Source organism: Nocardiopsis mwathae (assembly GCF_014201195.1).
Classification (GTDB): domain Bacteria; phylum Actinomycetota; class Actinomycetes; order Streptosporangiales; family Streptosporangiaceae; genus Nocardiopsis_C; species Nocardiopsis_C mwathae.
Map to the genome: position 1 here is coordinate 2,194,974 of NZ_JACHDS010000001.1, position 26,127 is coordinate 2,221,100.

22 protein-coding genes are annotated in these 26,127 nt (G+C 74.4%); 15 read left to right on the forward strand and 7 right to left on the reverse strand.

The window, feature by feature from the left end; genetic code table 11:
• Positions 1–14: 14 nt before the first annotated feature.
• A complete protein-coding gene (locus HNR23_RS09230) occupies positions 15–674 on the reverse strand; it encodes a TetR/AcrR family transcriptional regulator (protein ID WP_184075001.1) in 660 nt (219 codons plus the stop codon).
• Between the two features lie 120 nt (positions 675–794).
• Between HNR23_RS09230 and HNR23_RS09235 the strand changes: the two genes are divergently transcribed.
• Positions 795–1,994: a DUF418 domain-containing protein gene (locus tag HNR23_RS09235; RefSeq protein ID WP_184075002.1), complete on the forward strand. Its 1,200-nt coding sequence runs from the start codon at positions 795–797 to the stop codon at positions 1,992–1,994.
• 200 nt (positions 1,995–2,194) lie between these two features.
• Positions 2,195–3,955 carry a PKD domain-containing protein gene (locus HNR23_RS27170; protein WP_184075003.1) on the forward strand — a complete coding sequence of 587 codons (1,761 nt, stop codon included), beginning with the start codon at positions 2,195–2,197 and terminating at the stop codon, positions 3,953–3,955.
• A 108-nt stretch (positions 3,956–4,063) separates the two neighbouring features.
• Here HNR23_RS27170 and HNR23_RS09245 read toward each other — a convergent pair whose 3' ends face one another.
• Complete coding sequence (locus HNR23_RS09245; RefSeq protein WP_184075004.1) at positions 4,064–4,969, reverse strand: ADP-ribosylglycohydrolase family protein; 906 nt, start codon at positions 4,967–4,969, stop codon at positions 4,064–4,066.
• 232 nt (positions 4,970–5,201) lie between these two features.
• On the opposite strand from HNR23_RS09245, the gene nirB reads away from it, so the two are divergent.
• From nirB to HNR23_RS09265, 4 genes are read left to right on the forward strand one after another with little or no spacing between them, the layout of a single operon-like run.
• A complete protein-coding gene (gene nirB, locus HNR23_RS09250; RefSeq protein ID WP_184075005.1) occupies positions 5,202–7,739 on the forward strand; it encodes a nitrite reductase large subunit NirB in 2,538 nt (845 codons plus the stop codon).
• Between the two features lie 3 nt (positions 7,740–7,742).
• On the forward strand, positions 7,743–8,138 hold the full coding sequence (gene nirD, locus HNR23_RS09255; protein WP_184075006.1) for a nitrite reductase small subunit NirD: 396 nt from the start codon (positions 7,743–7,745) through the stop codon (positions 8,136–8,138).
• Positions 8,135–9,310 (forward strand): uroporphyrinogen-III synthase, encoded by a 1,176-nt coding sequence (locus HNR23_RS09260; protein ID WP_184075007.1) that lies wholly within the window; start codon positions 8,135–8,137, stop codon positions 9,308–9,310. The genes nirD and HNR23_RS09260 overlap by 4 nt, the downstream gene beginning before the upstream one ends.
• A 10-nt stretch (positions 9,311–9,320) precedes the next feature.
• Positions 9,321–10,085 (forward strand): sirohydrochlorin chelatase, encoded by a 765-nt coding sequence (locus tag HNR23_RS09265; RefSeq protein WP_184075008.1) that lies wholly within the window; start codon positions 9,321–9,323, stop codon positions 10,083–10,085.
• Between the two features lie 49 nt (positions 10,086–10,134).
• Here the strand turns inward: HNR23_RS09265 and HNR23_RS09270 are convergent, their stop codons facing one another.
• Positions 10,135–10,365, reverse strand: coding sequence for a hypothetical protein (locus HNR23_RS09270; protein ID WP_184075009.1), 231 nt, complete (start codon positions 10,363–10,365; stop codon positions 10,135–10,137).
• A 280-nt stretch (positions 10,366–10,645) separates the two neighbouring features.
• Between HNR23_RS09270 and HNR23_RS09275 the strand changes: the two genes are divergently transcribed.
• Entirely contained in the window at positions 10,646–11,827 is a 1,182-nt protein-coding gene (locus HNR23_RS09275) for a hypothetical protein (protein WP_246421664.1), read from the forward strand.
• Between the two features lie 25 nt (positions 11,828–11,852).
• On the opposite strand, the gene HNR23_RS09280 is transcribed toward HNR23_RS09275, so the two are convergent.
• Positions 11,853–12,071: a hypothetical protein gene (locus tag HNR23_RS09280; protein ID WP_184075010.1), complete on the reverse strand. Its 219-nt coding sequence runs from the start codon at positions 12,069–12,071 to the stop codon at positions 11,853–11,855.
• Between the two features lie 478 nt (positions 12,072–12,549).
• Here HNR23_RS09280 and HNR23_RS27175 point away from each other — a divergent pair, with 478 nt between their 5' ends.
• The 6 genes from HNR23_RS27175 (at position 12,550) to HNR23_RS09310 (ending at position 21,890) form a co-directional block, all read left to right on the forward strand.
• Positions 12,550–13,251: a septal ring lytic transglycosylase RlpA family protein gene (locus HNR23_RS27175; protein WP_184075011.1), complete on the forward strand. Its 702-nt coding sequence runs from the start codon at positions 12,550–12,552 to the stop codon at positions 13,249–13,251.
• 204 nt (positions 13,252–13,455) lie between these two features.
• Positions 13,456–16,998, forward strand: a complete 3,543-nt coding sequence (locus HNR23_RS09290; RefSeq protein ID WP_184075013.1) for a TM0106 family RecB-like putative nuclease — start codon at positions 13,456–13,458, stop codon at positions 16,996–16,998.
• Positions 16,999–17,322: 324 nt separating this feature from the next.
• Positions 17,323–17,634 (forward strand): hypothetical protein, encoded by a 312-nt coding sequence (locus HNR23_RS09295; protein WP_184075015.1) that lies wholly within the window; start codon positions 17,323–17,325, stop codon positions 17,632–17,634.
• A 541-nt stretch (positions 17,635–18,175) separates the two neighbouring features.
• Positions 18,176–18,634, forward strand: coding sequence for a hypothetical protein (locus tag HNR23_RS09300; RefSeq protein WP_184075017.1), 459 nt, complete (start codon positions 18,176–18,178; stop codon positions 18,632–18,634).
• A 68-nt stretch (positions 18,635–18,702) separates the two neighbouring features.
• Positions 18,703–19,962 (forward strand): tyrosine-type recombinase/integrase, encoded by a 1,260-nt coding sequence (locus HNR23_RS09305; protein WP_184075018.1) that lies wholly within the window; start codon positions 18,703–18,705, stop codon positions 19,960–19,962.
• Positions 19,963–20,063: 101 nt separating this feature from the next.
• Positions 20,064–21,890, forward strand: coding sequence for a hypothetical protein (locus HNR23_RS09310; protein WP_184075020.1), 1,827 nt, complete (start codon positions 20,064–20,066; stop codon positions 21,888–21,890).
• A 52-nt stretch (positions 21,891–21,942) separates the two neighbouring features.
• Here HNR23_RS09310 and HNR23_RS09315 read toward each other — a convergent pair whose 3' ends face one another.
• Complete coding sequence (locus HNR23_RS09315) at positions 21,943–22,491, reverse strand: hypothetical protein (RefSeq protein ID WP_184075022.1); 549 nt, start codon at positions 22,489–22,491, stop codon at positions 21,943–21,945.
• 178 nt (positions 22,492–22,669) lie between these two features.
• Between HNR23_RS09315 and HNR23_RS09320 the strand changes: the two genes are divergently transcribed.
• Together HNR23_RS09320 and HNR23_RS09325 are read left to right on the forward strand one after the other, a co-directional pair.
• The gene (locus HNR23_RS09320) at positions 22,670–23,089 is read left to right on the forward strand and encodes an ankyrin repeat domain-containing protein (RefSeq protein ID WP_184075023.1); all 420 of its coding nucleotides are present in this window, start codon (positions 22,670–22,672) and stop codon (positions 23,087–23,089) included.
• Positions 23,090–23,125: 36 nt separating this feature from the next.
• Entirely contained in the window at positions 23,126–24,049 is a 924-nt protein-coding gene (locus HNR23_RS09325) for a hypothetical protein (RefSeq protein ID WP_184075025.1), read from the forward strand.
• Positions 24,050–24,067: 18 nt separating this feature from the next.
• Here HNR23_RS09325 and HNR23_RS09330 read toward each other — a convergent pair whose 3' ends face one another.
• Together HNR23_RS09330 and HNR23_RS09335 are read right to left on the reverse strand one after the other, a co-directional pair.
• A complete protein-coding gene (locus HNR23_RS09330; RefSeq protein WP_184075027.1) occupies positions 24,068–24,562 on the reverse strand; it encodes an NUDIX domain-containing protein in 495 nt (164 codons plus the stop codon).
• A 64-nt stretch (positions 24,563–24,626) separates the two neighbouring features.
• On the reverse strand, positions 24,627–25,970 hold the full coding sequence (locus tag HNR23_RS09335; protein ID WP_184075029.1) for an amino acid permease: 1,344 nt from the start codon (positions 25,968–25,970) through the stop codon (positions 24,627–24,629).
• Between the last annotated feature and the right edge of the window lie 157 nt (positions 25,971–26,127).

Consider the following 26,127-nt stretch of genomic DNA (forward strand, 5'->3'; position numbering starts at 1 on the left):
TCCGCGGCGGCCGGTCAGGAGGCGGGCGAAGCACCGACGGCGGGCAGGATGGCCTGGTCGACGATGGCGGCGATGTATTCGTCGGGCGGGGCCTGCTGGTGGTCGAAGGCGTACTTGGCCATCAGCGCCTCACCGATGTCGACGACCACAGGGGTCAGCCGGGCGGGGTCGAGGTGGCCGCGCTCGGCGTAGTGCAGCAGGACCGTGCGGGTGAAGCGCCCACCGCGGGGATGGAAGACCCGCTCCCACAGCGCGTCGAAGAGGTCGGCGCGCCGGAAGGACTCGGCGATGACCGAGACCATCGCCTTGCCCAGGGGATCGGAGGTCAGGGAATCGCGCATGAGCCGCAGGGCCCGGATGAGGTCGCCGCGCAGGTCGTCGGCTGACGGGGAGGGCGACTCCTGGGGGAACCGGCGGTAGAGCGCGTCGATGAGGATGTCCTCGGGGCTGGACCAGCGCCGGTAGAGGGAGGTCTTGGCGGCCCCGGCGCGCCGGGCGATCCCCTCCATGGTCAGCCGGCCCGCACCGACGTCGGCCGCCTCGGCCACGGCGGCGTCCTCGATGGCGTGGACGAGGTGCTCGCCGCGCCTGCGCTGGACCCGCGGCTCAGGCCGGGTCGCCGACGGCGCGGGCGGCTCCGCGGGCCGCGCGCCTGTCCGGTTCCGGTCACCCATGCACACCCACCCTTTGAGATACGGTCCCGTATCTTAGAAAAAAGAGTTTGGATACGGGAGCGTATCCAAACTACCGTGGCCGATCGCAGAATCGGCGCACCCGATGATCGGAGCCCCACGATGCCCGGCACTTCGGCACCCGGAGCCCCGCCCGCCGCGGGGCTGGCACCGTCCCAGCGCGCACTGGCCCCCGACCTCGCCCGCGGCGTCATGCTCCTGGTGATCGCCGTGGTCCACGCACACATCTTCCGCCTGATCCAGACCCCAGAGGGCGGCTACACACTCTCGGGCACCCTGGACGTGGTGGTGACCGGCGCCGTGACCCTGTTCGCCGAGAACCGCGGCTACCCCATGTTCGCGGCGCTGTTCGGCTACGGCCTGACCCAGGTCTACCTGCGCCGGACCGCCGAAGGCCGGGAGTGGCCGTGGGTGCGCCGCCTGCTGCGCCGCCGCGGCCGCTGGCTGGTCGCCATCGGGCTGGCCCACGTCACCTTCATCTACTACGGCGACATCATCTCCGTCTACGGCCTGGTCGCGCTGCTGTTCGCCGGAACGCTGCGGTACACCGACCGGCGCCTGCTGGCGCACGCCTTCACCTGGCTGGCGGTGGGATCACTCGTCTACACCCTCTTCAACTCCTCCGCGCTGAACAGCGCGGCCCAGGGCGAAGGGGCCTACCCCGCGGAAGCCACCGCGCTGACTGACCTGCTCATCCGCCTGTTCTCCTGGCCGTTCACCACGCCGCTGCTCGTCATCATCACCGTGTTCCCGTTCATGATCGGCGCCTGGGCGGCGCGGCGGCGCCTGCTGGAGGAGCCCGAGCGCCACCGCGACCTGCTGCGCCGGGTGGCGGGTATCGGCATCCCACTGGCCGTGCTAGGCGGCGTCCCCTACGCCCTGGTGACCACCGAACTGTGGGATGCCGGGACGCTCGCCGAAGCCGCGGCGTTCTGGACGCACGTGGTGACCGGGTACGCCGGCGGGTTCGGGTATGCGGCGCTGATCGCGCTCATCGCCGTACGCATCGGCACCAGCCCCGGTCCGGTGACCCGCGCCCTGGCGGCGACCGGGCAGCGGTCGATGACCTGCTACCTGCTGCAGTCGGTGGCCTGGGCGGTGCTGTTCTCCCCCTACGCCCTGGGCCTTGCCGGCCGGATGTCCGACACGGCCGCCGTGGCAACCGGCGTCGGCGTGTGGCTGGCCACGGTCGTGCTGGCCGACCTGATGCGCCGCGCGGGCGTGCGCGGCCCCGCCGAGGCGGCGCTGCGCAGGCTGACCTACGGCCGCCCGGCCCGGGAGACGGCCCCCATCGCCCGATGACCCGGTGCGGCCTCCGCTACGTAGCCCGGCCCGGCGGCCAACTTTACGTAGGTAATACGTATTTCCACTACCGCCCACTCGGCCGATGCTGCTGTCCAGGAGCCGCCTTAAGGATCCACCCCGCTCCCGACCCCTAGGCGGCCCCCGCACATCCCCCACGCCCCTCCCCACCAGGGGCCCGCCGAAGGGCTGACGACACGATGCGAAGAATCTTTGCCGTGCTCGCCTCCGCCGCACTCATCCCGGTGCTCTCCGTGGCACCGGCCGCGGCCGATCCCACCCCCGACGCAACAGAACCCACCAAGGCCTACATCGTCGTCCTGGACGACGACGCCGACCCCCGCGAGGTCGCCGACCGGCACGGTGACCGCCCCCTGGGCGTCTACAAGCACGCCCTGACCGGGTACGCCGCCGAGATGACCGAGGCCCAGGCCCAGGAGCTGCGCTCCTACCCCGAGGTCGACTTCGTGCAGGAGGACGCGGTCGTCCGCATCGCCTCCCAGGAGATCCCCACCGGCATCTCCCGCGTCTTCGCCCCCGACAACGAGAACCTGAAGATCAACGGTCGGGACGACTTCCGCGCCGACGTCGACATCGCCATCCTCGACACCGGCATCGCCGCCCACCCCGACCTCGACATCGTGGAGCGCACCGACTGCACGACCGGGACCTGCCGCGACGGCTCGGGCAACGACGGCCACGGGCACGGCACCCACGTCGCCGGCACCGCCGCGGCCATCGACAGCGACTCCGGCGTCGTCGGGGTGGCCAACGGCGCCCGACTGTGGAGCGTCAAGGTCCTCAACGACAACGGCACCGGCACCATGCGCGCCATAGCCGCCGGCATCGACTGGGTGACCGGCCGCGCCGCCGACATCGAGGTCGCCAACATGAGCCTGGGCTGCGCCAACTGCTTCGACCAGGCCGTCAGCCGGGCCATCACCAACTCGGTGGACGCGGGCATCGTGCACGTCGTGGCCGCCGGCAACAGCCGGATGGACGCGCGCAACTTCTTCCCCGCCAACCACGGCGACGTGCTGACCGTCTCCGCGCTCGCCGACTCCGACGGCAAGCCGGGCGGCATCGGCGGGTCGCCCTCCTGCCGCCCCGACACCGACGACACCCTCGCCGACTTCTCCAACTTCGGCCAGGTCGTCGACGTCGCCGCGCCGGGCGTGTGCATCCTGTCCACCCACCTCCGCGGCGGACACTCCACCCTCAGCGGCACCTCGATGGCCGCCCCGCACGTCGCCGGCGCCGCCGGCCTGCTCGCCGTCGGCGACGCCAAGCCCACCAGCCGCGCCGACGTCATGGCCGTCTACGAGACGATCAAGGAGACCGGCAACCACGACTGGCGCGACACCTCCAACGACGGCTTCCACGAACCGCTGCTGGACGTCGGCGACCCCGACACCTACCCGGCCGACGGCGAGAGCGCACCCGGCGACCGACCCACCGCCGTCATCGGCCACACCTGCGACGACACCACTCTGACCTGCCGATTCGACGGCACCGGCTCCGCCGCCCCCGACGGCGACATCACCGCCTACGCCTGGGACTTCGGCGACGGCACCACCAGCCGGGACGCCACCCCCACCCACACCTACACCGACGAGGGCACCTACACCGTCACCCTGACCGTCACCGCCTCCACCGGCGCCACCGGCAGCGCGTCGGTGGACCTCACCGTCGGCACCGACCCCGGAAACGAGGCGCCCACCGCCGCGTTCGACGCGACCTGCTACTCCTTCTGGGGCCTGTGCGCCTTCGACGCCTCGGCCTCCAGCGACCCGGACGGCACCATCGTCTCCTACGGCTGGGACTTCGGCGACGGCACCACCGGCAGCGGCCGGACCACCTGGCACTTCTACAGCACCGCCGGCACCTATGAGGTCACCCTGACCGTCACCGACGACCAGGGCGCCACCGGCACCGCCACCAAGTCGGTCACCGTGCGCTGACGCCCGGCCGACCCACGCGGCCGCCGCCGGCCGCGGGCACCCACACCACCCCGGGCGGCGCCCCCACCCCCACCCTGCCGGGGGAGGGGGCGCCGCCCGGGGGAGACCTCACACGGGCACCCACTCCGGCAGCGGCTCGGTGCGCCGCCGCCACTCCTCGGGCAGCCGACCGCCGGGCAGCCGGGTGCCCACGACCCCGCCGACGATCGCGCACGTGGTGTCGAGATCCCCGCCGGCCCGCACACCCGCCGCCGCGGCCGCCCACAGCGCCCCCGGGAAGTCGTCGTGGTGCTTGGCCGCCGTCCACAGCGCGAACGGCACGGTGTCGCGGGCGCCGATGAGCTCACCGCAGCCCAGCTCCGCGGCGACCGCGCACGGATCGGCGGAGATCAGCAGGGCGCGCGCATCGGCCACACCCTCGCGCACGGTCCCGGAGGGCACGTGGTCCAGGACCTCGTCGAGGAACTCGTGCGACCCCAGCGGGTCCCCGCGCGCCGCCACCGCCGCCGCGACAGCCACGGCCACCGCCCCGGCGACACCGTCGGGGTGGGTGTGGGTCACCCGGGCCGACAGCGCCGCCTGGCGCGCCGCCTCGGCCACGTCGTCGGCGAACCAGGCGCCCAGCGGCGCCACCCGCATCGCCGCGCCGCTGCCCCACGAGCCGGCCCCGCCGAACTGGGCCGGCGCCAGCGCCCGCCAGTCACCGCCCGCCCGCACCGACCTCAGCAGGTGGTCGGTGGCCCGGTGGTAGCCGCGCAGCGCGTCGTAGTGCGCGGCGAAACCCGCCACCAGCGCGTCCTGGTCCACCCGCCCGCAGCGGTAGAGCACCGCATAGACCGAGCAGGCCATCTCGGTGTCATCCGTCCACTCCCAGGGCCCCGGCGGCAGCACCCGCCCGCGCACCGCCTGCGCCCCGTCGGGCTCCAGCAGCCGCGCCCCGAAGGCGTCACCGGCCGCGAGCGCGCTCAGCGACACCGCCGCGCGCCCGGCACGGGTGGAAACATTGGTCGACATCGCACCTAGCACCATGCCCGCCCGCCCCCCGCTCTACCCCCGACCTGCGCCCCTGCCGCACCCCACCGCCCGTTCACCACACCGTGACCTGCGATGGCAGGGAAACGAAACATGCGCGTCACACACGGCTGACCACCCGGAAACACCCCCTGGGTTGCCTGGAAACCCACGGAGGCGACCGGTCGGCGCCGCCACCGGCACCAGCCGACCACCGAGGGAGAAGAACTCGCACATGAGACAACTCGTCGTCATCGGCAACGGCATGGTCGGCCACCGCCTGGTCGAAGCGATCCGCGACCGCGACACCGACGGCCGCTGGAACATCGTGGTCCTGGGCGAGGAACCGCGCCCCGCCTACGACCGCGTCGCGCTGTCCTCCTACTTCGACGGCGCCACCGAAGAGGACCTGCGCCTGGGCGACCTGGGCGACCGCGTCACGCTGCGTTCGGGGGAACGCGCCACCGACATCGACCGCTCCGCCAAGAAGGTCACCACCTCCACCGGCGACGTCCTCGGCTACGACACCCTGGTGCTGGCCACCGGCTCCTACCCCTTCGTGCCACCCCTTCCCGGCCACGACCTGCCCGGCTGCCACGTCTACCGCACCATCGAGGACCTCGACGCCATCACCGACTCCGCCCGCGCCGCCACCACCGGCGTCGTCATCGGCGGCGGCCTGCTGGGCCTGGAAGCGGCCAACGCCCTGCGGCTGCTCGGCGTCGACACCCACGTCGTCGAACTCGCCCCCTGGCTCATGCCCGCCCAGATCGACGAGGGCGGCGGCGCCCTGCTGGGCCGCCTGATCGACGAGCTCGGCGTCACCGTGCACACCGGCACCGGCACCTCCCGCATCGAGGCCGGCGACGACGGCCGCCCCGCAGCGGTCCGCCTGGGCGAAGAGCGCATCGACGCCGACATGGTCGTGTTCTCCGTGGGCATCCGCCCCCGCGACGAGATCGCCCGCGCCGCCGGCCTGGAGATCGGCGAACGCGGCGGCGTCGTCATCGACGACGCCTGCCGCACCAGCGACCCCGACATCTACGCCGTCGGCGAGGTCGCCTGCCACGCCGGCACCGTCTACGGGCTCATCGCCCCGGGCAACGCCATGGCCGAGGTCGTCGCCGACCGCCTGGTAGGCGGCACCGCCGCCTTCACCGGCGCCGACACCTCCACCAAGCTCAAACTCCTGGGCGTGGACGTGGCCAGCTTCGGCGACGCCCACGGCCGCACCGAGGGCGCCCTGGACGTCGTCGTCAACGACGCCGCCGGACGCCGCTACGCCAAACTCGTCGTCTCCGACGACGCCTCCACGCTGCTGGGCGGGGTCCTGGTCGGCGACGCCTCCGCCTACGCCGCGCTGCGCCCCCTGGTCGGCCACGAGCTGCCCGGCGACCCGCTGGCGCTGATCTCTCCGGCCGGAGCCGAAGGCGGCGGCGTGGGCGCCGGCGCCCTTCCCGACGACGCCCAGATCTGCTCCTGCAACGCCGTCACCAAGGGCGACCTGACCCACGCCATCGCCGGAGGAGCCTGCGACGTGGCCGCCCTCAAGGGCTGCACCACCGCCGGCACCAGCTGCGGCTCGTGCGTGCCCATGCTCAAGCAGCTGCTGGAGGCCTCCGGGGTCGAGCAGTCCAGCGCCCTGTGCGAGCACTTCACCCACTCGCGCGCCGAACTCCTGGAGATCGTGCGGGCCACCGGCATCGGCACCTTCTCCGAGCTCATCGACCGGCACGGCACCGGGCGCGGCTGCGACATCTGCAAGCCGGCCGTGGCCTCCATCCTCGCCTCGCTGGGCGGCGGCCACATCCTGGAGGGCGAGCAGGCCGCACTGCAGGACACCAACGACCACTTCCTCGCCAACCTCCAGCGCAACGGCACCTACTCGGTGGTGCCGCGCATCCCCGGCGGCGAGATCACCCCCGACAAGCTCATCGTCATCGGCGAGGTCGCCCGCGACTTCGGCCTCTACACCAAGATCACCGGCGGCCAGCGCATCGACCTGTTCGGCGCCCGCGTCGAACAGCTGCCCGCGATCTGGGCCCGCCTGGTGGACGCAGGATTCGAGTCCGGGCACGCCTACGGCAAGGCGCTGCGCACCGTCAAATCGTGTGTGGGCACCACCTGGTGCCGCTACGGCGTCCAGGACTCCGTACGCATGGCCATCGACCTGGAACTGCGCTACCGGGGCCTGCGCTCCCCGCACAAGATCAAGGCCGCCGTCTCCGGCTGCGCCCGCGAGTGCGCCGAGGCCCGCGGCAAGGACTTCGGCGTCATCGCCACCGACAAGGGCTGGAACCTGTATGTGGGCGGCAACGGCGGCTTCACCCCCCGCCACGCCGAACTGCTCGCCTCCGACCTGGACGACGCCACCCTCATCCGCTACATCGACCGCTTCCTGATGTTCTACATCCGCACCGCCGACCGGCTGCAGCGCACCTCCACCTGGATCGAGAACCTGGAGGGCGGCCTGGACCACCTGCGCGCCGTCGTCGTCGACGACTCCCTGGGCATCGCCGCCGACCTGGAACGCGACATGGCCGCCCACGTCGCCGCCTACGCCGACGAATGGCGCGGCGTCCTGGAGGACCCCGACAAGCTCGCCCGGTTCGCGTCCTTCGCCAACGCCCCCCAGGCCCCCGACCCCACCATCAGCTTCGCCACCGAGCGCGACCAGCCCGTCCCGGCCGGCCCCGTCGCGCTGGGCATGCCCGCACCGCCCGTCGGCGACGCACGGCCCGCACCCAACGGATCCGCACCCGTGGAGGTCTGACCGATGACCGCACCCGCCCCCACCGCCCTGCCCGCGGTGCCCACCACCCCCGACGGCCAGTGGGTCCCCGCCTGCCCCGCCGAACGGCTCCTGCCCGAGCGCGGTGTGGCCGTCCTGCTGCCCTGCGGCGGCCAGGCCGCCCTGTTCCGCACCCACGACGGCACCCTCTACGCCCTGGACAACATCGACCCGTTCAGCGGCGCGGCGGTGATGTCCCGCGGCATCGTCGGCGACCGCGCCGGGGAGCCCACCGTGGCCTCTCCCATGCTCAAGCAGGTGTTCTCGCTGCGCACCGGCGTCTGCCTGGACGACCCCCAGGTACGCCTGGCCACCCACCGGGTGCGCGAGCACGACGGCGCCGTCCAGGTCAGCGCCCGGCCCGCGGGGGAGTCGCGGTGAGCACCTCCGCCCACAGCCCGCCCCACAGCCCGCCCCGCACCCGCCCCCAACCCGCCGCCGCGGTACCCCCTCTGGCCGGGTTCACCGTCGCGGTCACCGCGGCGCGGCGCGCCGACGAGCTGGCCGCCCTGCTGCGCCGCAAGGGCGCGGAGGTCGTGTGCGCCCCCGCGCTGCGCATCGTCCCGCTCAGCGACGACCAGCGCCTGGCCGCCGTCTCCCGCCGCCTGATCGCCGAGCCCGCCGACGTCGTCGTGGCCACCACCGGCATCGGATTCCGCGGCTGGGTGGAGGCCTGCGAGACCTGGGGGCAGGCCGAGGGGCTGGTCTCCGCCATGGCCAACGCCCGGCTCATCGCCCGCGGGCCCAAGGCCAAGGGCGCCATCCGCGCGGCCGGGCTCACCGAGGAGTGGTCGCCCCCCTCGGAGTCCTCCGCCGAAGTCCTGGACTACCTGCTGTCCACCGGCGTGTCCGGGCTGCGCGTCGCCGTCCAGCTGCACGGCGAGCCGCTGCCCGACTTCTGCGCAGCCCTGCGCATGGCCGGCGCCGACGTCGTCGAGGTCCCCATCTACCGGTGGACCGAACCCGAGGACGTCGCCCCCCTGGACCGGCTCATCGACGGCGTCGTCGGCGGCGCCGTCGACGCGGTGACCTTCACCAGCGCCCCGGCCGCCGCCGGGCTGCTGGCCCGCGCCGAGCAGACCGGCCTGCGGCACCCGCTGGTCGCCGCCCTGCGCACCGGCGCGCTGGCCATGTGCGTGGGCCCCGTCACCGCGCGCCCCCTCATGGCCCACGACATCCCCACCGTGTGGCCCGCCCGCGCCCGCATCGGCGCCCAGGTCCGCAAGCTCACCGAGGAGCTGCCCGACCGCTACCCCCTGCTACCGGTCGCCGGACACCGGCTGCGGCTGCGCGGCCACGCGGTCCTGCTCGACGGGGTGGTCCGGCCCATCTCCCCGGCCCTCATGCGGGTGCTGCGGGAACTGGCCCGCCGCCCCGGCCAGGTACGCGACCGCGCCGACCTGCTGGCCGGCCTCGGAGGCGACGCCGACGCCCACGCCGTGGAGACGGCGGTGGCCCGGCTGCGCACCGCCCTGGGCGACCCCAAGATCATCCAGACCGTGGTCAAGCGGGGCTACCGGCTGGCCTTGGACAGCGGCGACTGCCCCGCCTAGAGGAGGTCCGATGCCCGCCTCACACCCGCTGGCCGCCGCCCCGGAGTCCCCGGCGGCGGCGCCCGGCGCCGCGCACCGCGCGCACGCCCCCACACTGCTGCTGGCCGTCCACGGCACCCGCGACCCGCACGGCGTGGCGGTGGCCCGCGCGCTGGCCCGGCACGCGGCCCGCTGCGCCGGCGTACCGGTACACCTGGGCTTCGCCGACGTCCTGGGCCCTGATGTGGGGGAGGTCGCGGCCGCCGTCGAGGGGCCGGTGGTGGTCGTCCCGGCGTTCCTGTCCGCCGGGTACCACGTGCACGTGGACATCCCCGCCCAGCTGGAGCGGGCCGGGCGGGCCGATGCCGTGGTCGCCGGGGCGCTGGGCGGCGACGCGCGGCTGATCACCGCCGCGGCGCGGCGGCTGCGCCGGGCGGGGTGGGTGCCGGGCGACGCGGTGGTGCTGGCGGCCGCCGGGTCGTCGGACGCCGGGGCGCGCGCCCAGGTGCGCGGCGCCGCGGTGCGGCTGTCGCGCGCGCTGGACGCGCCCGTGGAGGTGGGCTACATCGCCACCGCCGAGCCGCGGGTGCCCGATGTCGTGGCGCGCGTACGGGGCCAGGGGAGGGGGACGGGCAGGGTCGCGATCGCGTCCTGGCTGCTGGCGCCGGGACTGTTCCACCGGCGCCTGGCCGAGGCCGGTGCCGATGCGGTGGCCGACCCGCTGTGCCCGGACGGCGCCGTGGCCCAGGCGGTGGCGGCCCGCTACCGCGAAGCGGTGGCCGCCCAGCCGGTGTAAGGGGCGCTTCCGGGGCGACCGGGGACCGTACCGGAGCGGTGCTGCGGAGTCATTTCCACTCGGCCGGCAGCGCGGTCAGCGGGTGGTCCTCGCCGGTGGAGCGGCGGTGCTGCGCGCAGACTTCGGCGAGGAACCCGTGCAGGTCCTGGGGCGCCATCCGCCGGAGGGCCCCGTCGGGCAGCGTGACGGCCACTTCGGTGTCGGTGGCGGTGCTGCCGTGCCTGCGGATCGCCCCGGTGTTCTCCAGGGCCGTGACGGTGACGATATGCAGATCACTCAACCCACTCACGTCAGGCTCCCACAGATTCGGCATTCGGTGCGGAAATCCTCGCTGACGAATCCACACCTGGAACATTTCCAGTCATAGATCACCGGAGTCGGCTTCGGCACGGGGGCTTCCTGCACGTGGTGTCGTTCATCGATACCTCCGCCGCGGTGTCATCGTCATCATCCCGTTACCCGGCCCGGGATCCGGCACCCGCGGTGTGGCCGGATCCGGCAACCTGCCTTCCAGTTGTTCTCTAGAGGGAATGTAGGAGGCGTGCGGACCGTGCGACGCGATGGGAGAGCCGATGTCCTCCGCCCCGCAGCAGATCGAGACCGGTGCGGTCTGGGACCGCGACGACCCGCGGCTGGACCGCGCCGCCGGGGCATGGGTGGGCGCGGCGGCCGCGGCGTGCATCGTCGGGGCACCCCCGGCGGTGACCGCCGGGGTGTGCCACCCCAACGGCCGCGCCGGCGGGCCGTCGCGGCTGGCCTGGCTGATCGGCACGGCGCTGGCCGGCCTCAACGACCCCGCCGCGGCGGCGACGGGGGTGCAGTGCCCCACGGAGCGGGCCTGGACGGTGGCGCTGGCGCGTACCGTGGCCGAGGGGCAGGTGCCGCCGATGGACCAGGTGGCCTCCGACCGCGGCCCGATCGCGACGGCGTGGCGGTCGGTGCTGCGCACCCCGGTGCCCGCGCCGGATCCCGCGCGCGGCTCCTTCCCCTGCTCGCAGCTGGTGGAAGCGGTGTGGCGGGCCTCTGCGCGCGGCGGCGACGCGGCGGCGATGTACGCCGGGGCGCTGGCGGGCGCACGCTGGGGGATGTCGGGGATCCCGCTGGAGGCGCAGCGGCGGCTGGCCGACACCGTGGCGCCGCGCAGCCTGGTGACGCGGGGTGTGGTGCGGGCGCGGGGCAGCGATCCGCGGGTCTGGCCCGAGCAGGTGCGCAACGGCCGCAGCGACAGCCCGCACATCCGCCACCCGTTCGCGGTCGCCCACCCCTACGACCCGGGGGTGACGCTGTGCAATCTGGCCTACGTGCGCTCGCGGCGCGGCGCCGAGGCGGTGGTGTCGCTGTGCCGCACGGGTCCGGGCGACGTGCCGCCCGGCCTTGCGCCCGGTGACCGGGTGGAGGTGTGGCTGGCCGACCGGGAGGGGGTCAACCCCAACCTGCACTTCGTGCTGGACGAGGCGGCACGCGCGGTGGCGGCGCTGCGGGCGGAGGGCAAGCGGGTGCTGCTGCACTGCGCGGCCGGGCAGTCGCGCACACCCGCGGTCGCCGCGCACTACGCCGCGGCGGCATGCGGGGCCGACGTGGTCGAGGCGCTGCGGGCGACGATCCGGTCGGTGGGCGGCCATGTCGACACCCCGGAGCTGTCCCGGGCAGCGGCGGCGCTGAACGGTGTGGACCTGGCCGACCCGGCCAAGGAGCTGTTCCCCGACGGGCTGCCCGCCCTGCGGCCGAGCCCGCCGGTCTGATCCGGGTGTGCGCCGACCCCGGCGGCTAGTTCTTGCGTTCCTCCAGGCGCAGTGCGACACCGAGGGCGAAGAAGGTGGGCGCCCACTGGCCCACGAAGATGCCCCAGCGGTCGGCGCGGGCCATGTCGGCGTCCTCGCCCTTCTTGGAGGCGAGCCAGGTGAGGATGCTCAGCCCGATGGAAGCGGCCCCGGCGGAGTAGGCCATGCCGGAGGTGACTCCCGCTTCTGACAGCTTGGCGATCATGTGTGCCCCCCTGTGGTGTTCGGCTGGTCATGCCCGGACTACCCGAGCCGCCGTCGGCGGAACCTCCATGGAGCGTCAAGGGGTACGGGTCTCCCCGGAGGCGGGAACGCGTTGCCGTTCTGCGACGGTCGCAGGTCGGGCATCCCGGCCCGGAGGGGGCGAGCGCGGGCGCAGGAGTCCGCATGGTGTGCATCACCCCACGCACTACACAGGGGAGCGTAAAGCAGACCCAACGTAGACAAAGTAAGTGACAAGTAACACAAACCCCCCGAATTTGTTTCCGTGACCCTCCCGTTATGCGTACGCTCTCCCGAGTCGGTCGATAGCCCTGACCTGCGGCTTAACCCCCGACCGGCCACCCCCGCCCCGTGATTCCGGGTGGAAGCGCTGTGCCCCCGGCACCCGCAGCAGAACCCCCATGGTTCCGCGGCCCCCGTGCGCACAGCCGGTCCCTGTCTCCGTTCAAAGGACTTTCCTCGTGGGCAATCATGAGCCCTCTCGTACTCCGCTGCTCGAACGCCTGAAGACCAAGCGCGCCGTCGTCGCGGCCGCGGCCACAGGCGCCGTCCTCATCACCGGCGGCACCGCCGGCGCGGCCGTTCTGAGCGACATGGGCAAGCTGGACGGCCCGCAGAGCGCCGCCAATGAGATGAAGGTGCCCTCCGCCGAGGTCAACGACCTCGGCGCCGAGGCCTCCGACACCCCGGCCGCACCGGACGCCGATGAGCGCAAGCAGACCGAGGAGCAGCGCGACCAGGCATCGGAGGAGGCCGCCCAGCCGCTCAAGGGTTCGGCCGCCGAGCCGAAGAAGGAAGAGCCCAAGCCGGAGCCGAAGAAGAAGGACGAGGAGTCCTCCTCGTCCTCCTCGTCCGACGACTCCGGACTGACCCCCACCGGTCAGGGCGGCTCCTGCGAAGCGTCGATGTACAGCGACCCGCAGCCCACCGCCAGCGGCGAGACCTTCAACCCCAGCGCGATGACCGCGGCCCACAAGACCCTGCCGATGGGCACCATGGTCAAGGTGACCAACCCGTCCAACGGCAAGTCGGTCACCGTGCGCATCAACGACCGCGGCCCCTACATCGCCGGACGCTGCCTGGACCTGTCCACCGCGTCCTTCACCTCCATCGCCTCGGCCAGCCAGGGCGTCGTCAACGTCGACTGGCAGATCGTCAGCTAGGCGCCGACCCCCGGCCCACCCGAGGCCGCAACGGCGGCCGTGGCCGCCGCGTGGCTCCCCGGGACCCCGGTCCCCGGGGAGCCACACCCCTTTTCTCCTCTTTTTCTCCTCCGCCCGCGCACCCGGCCCGCGCGACACCGCCGACCGGGTGCGCGCCCCGTGACACAATGCCCCCACAGCGACGCCGGGAGGTGGCAGAGGACGGTGTTCCGCAACGAGACCGGATGGGTGATCTCACCCACCGACCTGGTCGACGCCATGGAGTGCGACCACCGCAGCGCGCTCAAGGCCGCGCTGGCCGCGCACCTGCCCGGCGCGCCCGCCCCCGCCGACATCGACCCGCTGGTCGCCCGCAGCGGCGCCGCCCACGAACAGGCCGAACTCGACCGGCTGCGGTCCCTGTTCAGCGACGGCGTCGTGGCCATCGACAACCCTGAACCCACCCACGCCGCCATGCGCCGCGCCGCCGAGGAGACCGCGGCCGCCATGCGCTCCGGCGCACCCGTCGTCTACCAGGGCGTGTTCTACGAGCCCGGCCGACACGGCGTCGCCTTCCACGGCCGCGCCGACTTCCTGATCCGCGACGACCTGGACCCCGCCACCGGGCGGCCCCGCACGGGCACCGGCACCTACGAGCCCTACGACACCAAGCTCGCCCACCACCCCGGCCCCGGCGCACTGGTGCAGCTGGCCGCCTACGCCGCCGCTCTGGCCCGCATGGGCCAGGGCGACCCCGCCCACATGTACCTCGTCACCGGGGACGGCTCCACCCACGCCTACCGGGTCGCCGACTTCACCCCCCTGCTCGCCTCGGTCACCGACCGCCTCACCGCGCGCCTGTGCGCCCCCATCACCGCCCCCGACCCGCTGTGGGGCGAACCCCGCCCCGCCTGCGACGGCTGCGCCTACGCCGAGATGTGCCGACAGGGCCGCACCACCGCCCGCCACCTCACCCTCGTCGCCGGAATCCGCAACGACCAGGCCCGCAAACTCACCGACACCGGCATCACCACCATCGACGCCCTGGCCGCCGCCACACCGCAGGACCGGCCCACGGACCTACCCCGCCACACCTACACCCGGCTGCGCGAACAGGCCGCCCTCCAGGTCCGCCAGGACGCCACCCGCACCCCGGCCAACCCCACCGGACAGGTCATCGCCGAGGTCTACGCCCCCGACGGACTGGCCGCCCTCCCCGCCCCCAGCCCCGGCGACATCTTCTTCGACATGGAGGGCTACCCCTACTTCGACGGCGCCGACGGCCGCGGCCTGGAGTACCTCTTCGGCGCCGTCACCGAGGACGGCACCCAGCGCTTCCATGCCTTCTGGGCCCACGACCGCGCCGCAGAGAAGCGCGCCTTCGAAGACTTCGTCGACTTCGCCACCGACCGCCTGGACGCCGACCCCCACGCGCACATCTACCACTACGCCTCCTACGAGGTCGACCGCCTCACGTCCCTGGCCTCGGCATTCGCCACCCGCGAAGCCGAAGTCGACCGCCTGCTGCGCACCGGCCGCATGATCGACCTCTACACCGTGGTCAAGAAGAGCCTGCGCGTCTCCCAGCGCTCCTACTCCATCAAGTACCTGGAGCCGCTGTACTTCGAGACCCGCGACGGCGACGTGGCCACCGCCACCGCCAGCATCGACGCCTACGCCGACTACCTCGGCGCCCGCGAGGCCGGCGACCGGGACCGCGCCGAGAAGACCCTCGCCGACATCGGCGCCTACAACTTCGACGACTGCGTGTCCACCGCCCGGCTGCGCGACTGGCTGGAGGAGCGCCGCACCGCCGAGGGCATCACCGTGCGCCCGGCCGCGCAGACCGAACTCAGCACCGAGGAGGACGAGCGGCGCCGCAAGCGCGAGGAGAAGGACGCGCGCCTGCGCGCCCTGACCGAACCCCTCCTGGAGGGCGTACCCGCCGACGCCCTGGCCCGCGACGCCGCCCAGCAGGCCCGCGCCCGCCTGGCCGCCCTGGCCGGCTACTACCCCCGCGAGGAGAAGCCCTCCTGGTGGGAGTTCTTCCGCCGGGTCTCGGCCCCGGTGGAAGAACTGGAAGCCGACAACGACTGCCTGGTGCCGGTCCGCGTGGAGGCGGGGGAGTGGCAGGAGCCCACCGGCCGCCAGCGCCGCGCCCGCCGCGAACTGCGCCTGCGCGCCGACCCCACCCGGCCCCACCCCTTCACCGCCGAGGAGCGGGTGCGGCTCCTCTACCCCGGCCCGCCCGGACAGGGCGCCGACACCGTCGACGCCACCGTCACCGCCGCATCCGCCGACCGGCTCACCCTCACCGAGACCGCCGACCCCGAGCACCTCTACACCCGCGCCCCGGCCGCCGTCCTGCCCGGGCCGCCCATCCAGGCCGCACCCAAGGACGCCGCACTGGAAGCACTCGTCGAGCGGGCGATCGCCCACCGTCCCGACTGGTGCGCCGAGCCCGGCCTGGACGTGCTGCGCCGCCTGCCACCCCGGCTGCGCGGCGGCACCGCACTGCCCGACCCCGCCGAGCACGGCGGCGACCCCATCGCGGCCGCCATCGCCGCCGTGGACCGCCTGGACGGCTCCTACCTGGCCGTTCAGGGCCCGCCCGGGGCCGGCAAGACCTACCTCGCCGCCCGGCTCATCACCCACCTGGTCGCCCGCGGCGCCACCGTCGGCGTCTGCTCCACCAGCCACAAGGCCGTGGAGAACGTCCTGGCGGCCGCCGTGCGCGCCGGAGCCGACGCCGACGTCCCCGTGCCCGCCGCCAAGCGCCCCAACGGCAAGCAGCCGCCCGACCCCGACGCGCCCTGGCACCAGCCCCGCAGCCTCAACGCCCTGTCGGCCTGGCGAGCCAAGCAGGACGGCGGCCACCTCATCGGCGCCACCGCCTGGGGCATGGCCAACGCCACCATGCTCGACGACCCGCTGGACGTCCTCATCATCGACGAGGCCGGCCAGTTCGCGCTGGCCGACACCCTCGCCGTCTCGGCCGCCGCCCGCAACCTCGTCCTGCTCGGCGACCCCCAGCAGCTCCCGCAGGTCGTCCAGGGCACCCACGCCGACGGCGCCGACGCCTCGGCCCTGGAGCACCTCGTGGGCGACGAGGAGATCATCGACGCCTCCCGCGGCTACTTCCTGGACCAGACCCGCCGCATGCACCCGGCCGTGTGCGCCCCGGTCTCCGACCTGTCCTACCGGGGCCGGCTGCACGCCCACCCCTCGGCCGCCCGCCGCGGCCTGGACGGCATCGACGCCGGCCTGTACCGGCTGCAGGTGGGCCACACCGGGCGCAGCACCCACAGCCCCGAGGAGGTGGAGGCAGCCGTGGGCCTGGCCCGCCGCCTGGTGGGCACCGCCTACACCGAGCCCGGCGCCCCCGCCCGCCCGCTGCGCCCCGAGGACATCCTGCTGGTCGCCCCCTACAACCTGCAGGTGCGTGCGCTGCGCCGGGGCCTGCGCGACGCCGGCCTGGAGGGCGCGCGCGTGGGCACCGTCGACCGGTTCCAGGGCCAGGAGGCGCCGGTGGTGATCTGCTCCATGACGGTCTCCAGCGCCGTGGAGGTGCCGCGCGGCCTGGACTTCGTCCTCTCCCGCAACCGGCTCAACGTGGCCCTGTCCCGCGCCCAGGTGCTGGCGGCACTGGTCTACTCGCCGGACCTGCTGACCGCGGCCCCGCGCTCGGTGAACGAACTGCGCGTCCTGGCCGGATTCGCCGGACTGTGCCACCGGGCACACCCCTGGCCGCACCCGCCCGCGCGGTGACGCCGACGACACGCCGACGCCGCACGCGATCCGGTACCGCGCCGCAGCGGACAGGCGGGGGAGATCGACGACACTCGGCCCCGTTCCCTCTTGATCGACAGGCCCGAGCCGAGTTGGATGGTCGATATCGCGTCCGGGTGGCGCCCCCGGAGACCGCCCGCCGCCGTCCGCCGCCGGCACGCCCCACCCGCCCGACCGACACCGCCGTCCGCTTCACCCGTCCCGCTGAAAGGCATCACCGACACCGTGCTCGATTCTCCGTCCACGCCGCGCACGCCCCGGCGCGGCGCCTCGCGAACCCTGTGGGAGAAGGTGCGATCCCCGTTGCCGCCGGTCGAAAATGGAGGCCCTCCGATCCGCAACACCCGCCACCCCGTCGGTGTCCGCGTCACTGCGGCCATCCTGGGACTGGCCGGAGTGGTCCTGGGGCCCGTCGGCTACCTCAAGGCCGTGGCCGCCGACTCCGGGTCGGCCGCCGAGTGGTTCACCCTGGGCTTCGGCGCCGCGGTGGGCCTGCCGCTGCTCGCGGCCGCCATCACCACGGTCGCCGGGGACCGCGTCGCCGCGCGCTGGTCGCTGGCGCTGCTGCTGTGGCCGATCGCCTACCTGGCCTTGGCCAAACTTCTCCTGGCCTGAGCCGGCCGGCCTCCGTCCTTCAGGTGGGCCGACGGCGCCGCCCGCCGAACCCGCCGCGGCAGCCGAGCGGACGGCGCACGGGCTGCGTCACCGAATCTCCGTGGAGGATGCCCCGGCCTTCGGGCCGGGGAGGAATCGAACCCCTGCGGGGCAGGGCAGGGCGCGGGGTTTCGCCGCTGGCACACCGGCACGTTGCGAGAACCGAGCGCGTGCACCTTCTTGGACTCGTTCTCGGACTCGTTTCGCTACCCCGGGCCGGGTCCAACCCGGCTGGAGTCGAGGGAGTACGACCTCGCCGGTCGCCGACCTGCGGGGCTTCCTGACCCAGGAACCCCCTTGCTTCAGCCGGGGGAGGGTGCGAAGGACGCGGAGCTATTCGAGCACCCGCCCGGCTGCGAAGCGCCCCCCCCGACCGCGGTGGACGGCACGATCGGGCTCCACCTGTTCATCGCCGCATGACCAGGGCACCGGCCCCCGCCGCCTAGGGTGGGGCCGGTGCGGCCGTGCCCAGGGGGCCGCGCGCAAGGCCACTGGAGGGCGCGTGTCACCGAAGAAGAAGAACACCCGGAAACCGCGGGGTCGGCGCCCCGACCCCGCGGCGCCGACCACCCCCGCCACCGACCCGGCGCGGCCCGCCGCCCGCACCCCCGTCGTCCTGGAGGAGCCGCGCCGCTGGCCGGTGGCGGTGTGGAGCCTGCTCACCATCGCCTGGCTCGGCGGATCCGCCCTGTTCTTCCTGCTCTACCTCGCCGAGGGCTTCGCCATGCTCAACGCCGAGGAGGTCACCGACGCCGCCCGGCGCACCACCGCCTGGTACCTCGTCTGGCTGCTGGTCTTCGCCCTGCTGGTGCCGCTGGGCGGGGCCGCTGCCGCCGCCGCGCTGCGCCGCAAGGTCGCCGCGGTCATGTTCACCCTCGCGCTGCTGCTGTCGGGGGCGGTGCTGTTCTCCCTGGCCTCCCCGGCCGACATGGCCGCGGCCATCGGCGGCGCCCTGGGCTGACCTCGGTGCGGGGCGCCGCCGCGCGCCCCGCACCGCCTGCCGGCCCCGATGCGCCATGATGGACAGTCGTGGACGACAACCAGGATCCCCATCACCCCGGCGGCGGCGCCGCCGAAGTCCTGCCGGCCGAGGTCCGCACCCGGCTGGAACACGGAGCGCACAGCGTGCTCGTGGATACCCGCGCCCTGCAGGAGGTACGGCGCAGATTCGACGACGAGCAGGCCGACGCCCTGAGCCGCTACCTGGCCTCCGCCCAGTCGCCCAACACCCTGCGCGCCTACCGGTCCGACTGGTGCGCCTTCAGCGCCTGGTGCCTGGCCGAGGGCCGCCGCGCCCTGCCCGCCGACCCCGTCGACGTCGCCGTCTACCTGGCCGCCGCGGCCGACACCCTCGGCGAGGGCGACCCCACCCGCTGGGCGCTGTCCCCCTCCACCCTGGAGCGCAAGGCCGCCGCCATCGCCGCCGTCCACGGCGCCCACGGGCTGACCTCGCCCACCCGCGCCGACGTCGTCCGCATGACCCTGCGCGGTATCCGGCGGCGCCGCCGCGCCCGCCCCGACCGCAAGCGCCCCGTGCTCCTGCACACCCTCGAAGCCCTCCTCCAGGAGCGGCCCGCACCGGGCCACCCCACCGGCGCCGCCCGGCGCCGCGACGCCCTGCTGCTGCTCACCGGCTTCGCCGGGGCCCTGCGCCGCAGCGAGCTGGCCGCACTGACCTTCGACGACATCGCCCTGGACACCGACGCCAAGACCGGCGACCCGCTGCTGGTCGTGCGCCTGGCGGCCACCAAGACCGACCAGGAGGCCCGCCACGGCCAGCAGGTCGCCCTGCCCCGGGGGCGGCGCAGCACCACCTGCCCGGTGTGCGCGTTCGCCGACTGGGCCGATGCCGTGCGGGCGCACCGGGACGGCGGCGCCGCGGGGCTGCGCGCATTCCTGGACGCCGACCCCGCCGTGCGTGATCCCCACCACTCCGGTGGGGCGCCCGCCCACCGCTGCCACACCTACACCGGCACCGACCTGGCCGACGGCACCGGGCGGCCCCTGTTCGTTCCCATCGACCGCCACGGCCGCCTGGGGGCGCGCGCGATCTCCGGGCGGGCCGTCGCCGAGCTGGTCAAACGCTACGCCGAGCGGGCCGGGCTGGACGCGAGCGCGTTCAGCGGGCACTCGCTGCGCTCGGGGTTCGCCACCCAGGCGGCGCTGGGCGGGGCCGCCGACCGGGAGATCATGCGGCAGGGCCGCTGGGCCAACCCCCGCACGGTGCACGGCTACATCCGCACGGCCAACCCGCTGGAGGACAACGCCGTCACGCGGCTGGGGCTGTGAGGCGCCGCCGGGGCGCCGCACCTGCGCCCCGAGTTGCGGACGCAGCCCCACCGCACGGTCTGAGTGACCACAATGTGTCCGTTATGTGCGAAGATGCCGGGGTGATCGATGAGTTTCGCGCTGCTTTCCAGGAGCTGATCGACGCCTCAGTCGCGACGGATCCGCACCCCTTCCCCGCCGCAGCCCACAAGGTCTACACCCTGGTACCTCAGGTACCAGAGGAAGAACGCGAGCTCGCGCTGGAGGCGCTGGCCCCCATCCTCGCCGGCGGCCACGCCCTGCCCGGCGTAGCCGCCGACCTGAGCCTCATCGCCGGGGCCATGGTCGAGTCCGGAACCGACCCCGGCACCACCGGCGTCGAAGTCGTGCGCCTGCTGCGGCTGATGGGCAAGGGCGCCGCCGTGTTCCTCTCGGCCTGGGAGCGCACCGGCGGCGGCACCCCTCCCGACCCCGACACCGTCACCGCCGAGGCCGAGGAACGCGTCGCCGCCGACCTCGCCGAAGCCGCCCCCACCGCCACCGTGTGCTGGTGGACCATCCGCCGCCACGGCCTGGCCGCCAAGACCATGCTCGGCGAGTCCGCCGTCCGCGCCGCCATCCGCGCCGATGCCGCGCTGCACGCCGAACTCGTCGCCGTCTCCAACCAGCTCTCCGCCGCCCTGTGGGAGTTCGACGAGGTCCGCGCCCTGCTGCGGATGGCCGAGACCACCTCGGCCGTCGTCTTGGACCGCGCCTCCGGGCGGGCCTTCCGCGTCCTGTTCGACGGCATCGGCGACAACGTCCAACTGCACACCCTGCTGGCCGACGCGCTGGTGGGGCCCGAAGGCCGCGGACTGGACGGCCGGCGCCCCGACCCCCGCTGGACCGCCTCCTACCGCACCGACGCCCCCGACCCCGAGGCCCGCGTCGTACGCGGCTGGTGGAACCTGACCGCCGCCGACGGGTCGTGGATCTGGAACGAGAGCGTCCCGGCCGACATCCCCGCCATCGACGGCGAACGCATCGTGGTCCTCGACCCCCAGACCTTCCCCCGCACCTGGAACGCGGGACGCCGCCACCCCCACGTCTCCGGCTGGCTGGAAGTGGAGGAGGAGCTCACCAGCGACGAGGCGTTCGGCTGGTGGCGGCGCGTGGCCAGCACCACCGCCACGGGCACCGCCGCCACCCCCCACACGCCCACCCCGCCCTCGACCGGGGCGCCCCCCGCGGTACCCGACGGCTTCCCGGCCCCCACCGGGGACGACACCCCCGCGCAGCGCCCCGCCCTGGAGGAGATCCGCGCCTCGGCGGGCCCGGTCCCACCGACCGCCAAACGCACCGAACCCCGGGAACCGGCCGCCCCAGCGGACACACCGCCCCAGCCGCCGGCCGTCCCGGCCGATGCCGCCGCACCGGCACAGGCCCGGCAGGCCCACATCCCGGCCCCCGAGGAGGAAGTGCCGGGCGACCCCGCCCCCCGCACCGGCGACGGCGCCCCGGCCCCCGCCCGCGACCGGGCGGGGGCACCGCAGGAACCGGCCGACGACCCCCGGCGGGTGGACGCGTTCCTGGAGCGGACGCTGGGGTCCCTGCAGGTCACCGCCGAACAGAGCACCGCACCGGCGGCCGGCGACGGGCAACCCGCCCCCGCCGCCACCGCACCGGAGCCGGCACCGCACACCGCGGCCGCACCCGGCCGCGCCTCCGAACCCTACGCGGCGGCCACCGAGGTGTTCCCGGTGATCACCCCCGAGCTCATCGCCCAGGCCGAGCACGCCGACGAGGCACGCACCGAGGGACACGGCCCGCCTTCCCCGACCGCCGGCCCCGACCCGGCCGGGCAGGGGGACGACGAGGAGGCCGACGCCCGCCCGCCGGGCGCCTCCCTCCTGCCCCCGCTGCCGCCCGGCGTCTCCGACAGCTCCCGCTGGGGACCGACCTGGCTCTGACCGCGCCCGCAGGCCTGCCCGCCCGATCGGGGCCGGGCCCGCGGGGCACCGGTCAGGACGTGCGGCGGTGCTGGCCGCCGCGGGGCGCCGCAGCCGACTCGCGCCCGCGCCCGCCGGGGTCGGCGTCGTCGTCGGCGTGGTCTTCGTAGTCCTCGTCGTAGAGGCCGTCGAAGTACCCCTCGGGGCTGACGCCGCCCCGTTCCCCGCCCGCCCAGCGCGACGCCAGGAACATCGGGACCACCAGCGCCAGGCCCACCGGAACGAAAACGCCGAGGGACAGCAGGTCGAGGGCTCCGCCGAGCCCGGGAGTCGCGGGAAGGCGGTCGGCCAGCTCGGGGCGCAGCACGCCGGCGGCGCTCAGCCCGACCAGGGCCAGACCGGCGACGCCCGGAAGCAGGGGAGTGAGCCGCGGCGCCGCCATGGCCACCGCCACCAGCAGCGCGAGCACACTGAGCACCGCCACGGTGGCGGCGCCCCCCGCGCCGAGGAAGGTGGCCTCCGCCGCGCTCGCACGCGCCAGGCGGGGCAGCGCCCAGCCGGCCCCGAGCATCACCACGGGCGCCAGCACCAGTCCGACCAGGAAGCCGACGACGTGTCGCATGGGGGGTGCTCCTTTCAGGACGTGAGGTAGCACCCTAGCGACATCCACCCGACAATGACCATGTCGGACAAGTCATCCCATCGCACTCCAGTGCCCCACCCGCCCCGCACACCCACCACCCCACCAGGCACAACAGCACCCCTACACCCCGCACCCCGCGGGCCCTAGTCTGGAAGACGTGAGTACCGCCGACGGGTCCAGCGACCCCACCACCGACCCGGACATCATCGACCTGGCCACCACGGTCTTCGACTTCGCCCGTAACGGCGACACCGAACCCCTGGGGGCCTACATCGCCGCCGGCGTCCCGGTGAACCTCACCAACGACAGCGGCGACACCCTGGTCATGCTCGCCTCCTACCACGGGCACGCCGACACCGTCGCCCACCTGTGCCGCCACGGCGCCGACGTCGACCGCCTCAACGACCGCGGCCAGTCACCCCTGGCCGGAGCCGTGTTCAAAGGCGAAGACGACGTCGTGGCCGTCCTGGTGGAACACGGCGCCGACCCGCAGGCGGGCACACCCTCGGCAACGGAGGCCGCGCGCATGTTCGACCAACGCCACTACCTGGAACTCTTCGGCGACCAGGACCACTGAGGCCCCATGGCCGCCCCGGACCCCCACCCACGGCCGGTGTTCGACCCCACCCTGCCCCCGGCCGACCGCGACCTGCTCGCCGCCCACCCCGAGGCACTCATCCCGGCCGGCCGCACACCCCCACCGCCCCTCCGCCCCCGCTGGGAGTTCCCCGACCTCCCCGACCGCATCCCCGCCCGCCTCACCGTCGTGGCCGCCCTGTTCCTCGTCGCACTGATGACCCGGTCCGGAGCCCTCATCCTCATCACCGGCCTGGGCCTGGTCCTGGTCGCCATCAACCTCGCGATCGCCGGACTGCTGTCGGCCCGCCGCGTGGCCGAACCACCCGCCCGCGCCGCCGCACGCGCCCACCACGGCCGCTACCTGACCTCCGACGACCTCGACCGCCCCGCCCGCGCCCTACTCACCCGCGCACAGGCCGCCGTCGACGCCGCCACCTCGGCACCGCAGGCCGCCACCGGACACGCCGACACCATCGACAACACCGTGGTCCTGCCCGAACAGCTCTGGGACATCGCCACCCGCCTCCGCCACATCACCGACCTGCGCGCCCGCGCACGCGTCGCCGAGAACATCCGGCTCGACATCGACGTCTCCGGCCTGCTGGCCGAGCGGCACGCCGCCCTGCGCGCCGCCGACACCGCCGTCACCGGCCGGGTCCAGGCCCTGGAGCGCTACGCCGCCCACCTCACGGCCGCCGCCGAACACCACCGGCGCCTGCAGGAGCTGCAGAGGCTGCTGGACGAGCAGCAGGACTACCGCGACCTGCTCGCGCAGAACGCCGCCGACCCGCACGCCGTCCGCCCCGTCGAGGAGCTGACCGACCGCGCCCGCGCGGCCGAGGAGAACCTGCGCCGCTGCCTGGAGGAGGCGGCGCACGCCGCACGCATGCTGGACCCCGGCGACGCCGCACCCGACGAGGAGGAGGGGCCGGACCCGCCGCGCGGAACCACCGCCTGAGGGCCGCACCGCCCCCGGTCAACCGCCCCAGTCCACGGGGCGGCCGTCCTGCAGGTAGACGGTGAGCCCCGAGGCGGCGGCCTTCAACGCCGCCGCGCACCGACGCCCCCGCCCCCCGGGCAGCAGCAGCCCGAAGTCCGCGGTGTCGGCCAGCACCGCGTCGCTGAGCTCATCGGCCGGCAGCCGCACCTCGCCGAACCGCTCCGCGGGCAGCCGCCCGGAGAACACGAAGATGGTCGCCGGCCGGCCATCGGGGCTCAGGTCCGGCGGGATCCAGTCCACACACGCCAACCCGTCCAGGCGGGGAACGAACCCGATCTCCTCGGCGCACTCGCGCCGGCAGGCCGCCAGCGGCGACTCCCGCTGCTCGATCACCCCGCCGGGCAGGCTCCACCCGGGCTTGTAGGTCGGCTTGACCAGGAGCACCCGCTCATCCTCGGTCCGCAGCAGCGCGCAGGCCGCCCCACGGCTGCGCGGCAGGCTCTCGAAGAACTCCAGTTCGCTGTCGGCCATGCCACGACCCTACGCAACGGCGCCGGCACCGGCGGGCAGCAACCGCCCACCGGCGCCGACCGCCTCACCGCCGGCCGAGGTCCAGCGGCCGGTCGCTCACCGGCGTGGCACCCAGCCTGCTGCGCAGCTCATAGGCGACCAGCACGACCGCCACACTGGCGATGCTGCCCAGCAGCGGCCCCCGGTGCTCGGGCAGGAACGCCATCGCCGCCAGCACCGCCACCAGGGCCACCAGCGTCGCCCAGCTCAGGTAGGGGAACGCCCACATGCGGAAGGTCAGCCGCTCGGGCTCATCGGCGCGCAGCCGCCGCCCCATGACCAGCTGGGAGGCGACGATCGTGATGAACAGGACCAGCAGGATCGCGCCGATGGACGCGATGAGGAAGCCCAGCACCGTCTCGGGCCACAGGTAGTTGCCGATGGCCGACACATACCCCACCACCGTGCCCAGCAGGATCGCGCGCGCGGGCACACCGCGCCGGTTGACCGACGACAGCGCCCGCGGCGCGTCCCCCTGCCGGGTGAGCACGTGCAGCATCCGCGAGGAGGTGTACAGCGCGGCGTTGAGCACGCTGAGCACCGCCACGAACACCACGACCTCCATGACGAGCGGGGCCGCCGGGACCCCCACCGTCTCCATCACCGCCACGAACGGGCTCTTGCCCAGCTCGGCGTCGTTCCACGGCAGCACCATCACCACCACCAGGATGGAGGCGATGTAGAACAGCGCGATGCGCCACAGCACGTTGGTGGTGGCCCGCGCCACCCCCTGCTCGGGCTCGTCGCTCTCACCGGCGGCGATGGTCACGATCTCCACCCCGCCGAAGGAGAACAGCACCACCACCACGGCGGCGAACACCGCCACCCAGCCGTTGGGGGCGAACCCGCCGTGCACCCACAGGTTGGCCACGCTCGCCCCGTCGGCGCTGGGCCACATGCCCGCCGCATACAGCCCGCCCAGAATCAGGAACGCGACGATGGTGGCGATCTTGATCAGGGAGAACACCGACTCGGTCTCGCCGAACACCTTCACCGAGATGAGGTTGGCGCCGGTCATGACCACCAGCAGGAGCAGCGACAGCAGCCAGGCCGGCGCCTCCACCCACCGGGACAGGATCGCCGCGCCGGCCACCGCCTCGGCGGCGACCAGGACGGCATAGAGCCACCAGTACAGCCACCCGATGGAGAAGCCGACACGGGGCCCCAGGGCCATACGCGCGTAGTCGGAGAAGGACCCGGCGGCGGGCCGGGCCACTACCATCTCGCCCAGGGCGCGCAGGGTGAGCAGCACCAGCGCGCCTGCGACGGCGTAGGAGACGACGGCGGCCGGACCGGCGGCGGCGATCACGGCGCCGGAGCCGATGAACAGCCCGGCGCCCACGGAACCGCCGATGGCGATCATGGTCATGTGCCGCCGCCGCAGCGTGTGCGCGAGACGCGGCCCAGATGCCGGGGACGTGGTAGTTTCCGCCTCGATGGGCGAAGTGTCGTGCGAGGTCACGACCAGACAGACTATGTGGCACACCGCACCGCCGGCGCCCCGACCGGCCCCGACCGCCCCTACA

Coding starts and splice junctions, on each gene's coding strand:
- HNR23_RS09230 (WP_184075001.1), bottom strand. CDS start 674: ATGGGTGACCGGAACCGGACAGGCGCGCGGCCCGCGGAGCCGCCCGCG.
- HNR23_RS09235 (WP_184075002.1), top strand. CDS start 795: ATGCCCGGCACTTCGGCACCCGGAGCCCCGCCCGCCGCGGGGCTGGCA.
- HNR23_RS27170 (WP_184075003.1), top strand. CDS start 2,195: ATGCGAAGAATCTTTGCCGTGCTCGCCTCCGCCGCACTCATCCCGGTG.
- HNR23_RS09245 (WP_184075004.1), bottom strand. CDS start 4,969: ATGTCGACCAATGTTTCCACCCGTGCCGGGCGCGCGGCGGTGTCGCTG.
- nirB (WP_184075005.1), top strand. CDS start 5,202: ATGAGACAACTCGTCGTCATCGGCAACGGCATGGTCGGCCACCGCCTG.
- nirD (WP_184075006.1), top strand. CDS start 7,743: ATGACCGCACCCGCCCCCACCGCCCTGCCCGCGGTGCCCACCACCCCC.
- HNR23_RS09265 (WP_184075008.1), top strand. CDS start 9,321: ATGCCCGCCTCACACCCGCTGGCCGCCGCCCCGGAGTCCCCGGCGGCG.
- HNR23_RS09275 (WP_246421664.1), top strand. CDS start 10,646: ATGGGAGAGCCGATGTCCTCCGCCCCGCAGCAGATCGAGACCGGTGCG.
- HNR23_RS09280 (WP_184075010.1), bottom strand. CDS start 12,071: ATGATCGCCAAGCTGTCAGAAGCGGGAGTCACCTCCGGCATGGCCTAC.
- HNR23_RS09315 (WP_184075022.1), bottom strand. CDS start 22,491: ATGCGACACGTCGTCGGCTTCCTGGTCGGACTGGTGCTGGCGCCCGTG.
- HNR23_RS09330 (WP_184075027.1), bottom strand. CDS start 24,562: ATGGCCGACAGCGAACTGGAGTTCTTCGAGAGCCTGCCGCGCAGCCGT.
- HNR23_RS09335 (WP_184075029.1), bottom strand. CDS start 25,970: ATGACCATGATCGCCATCGGCGGTTCCGTGGGCGCCGGGCTGTTCATC.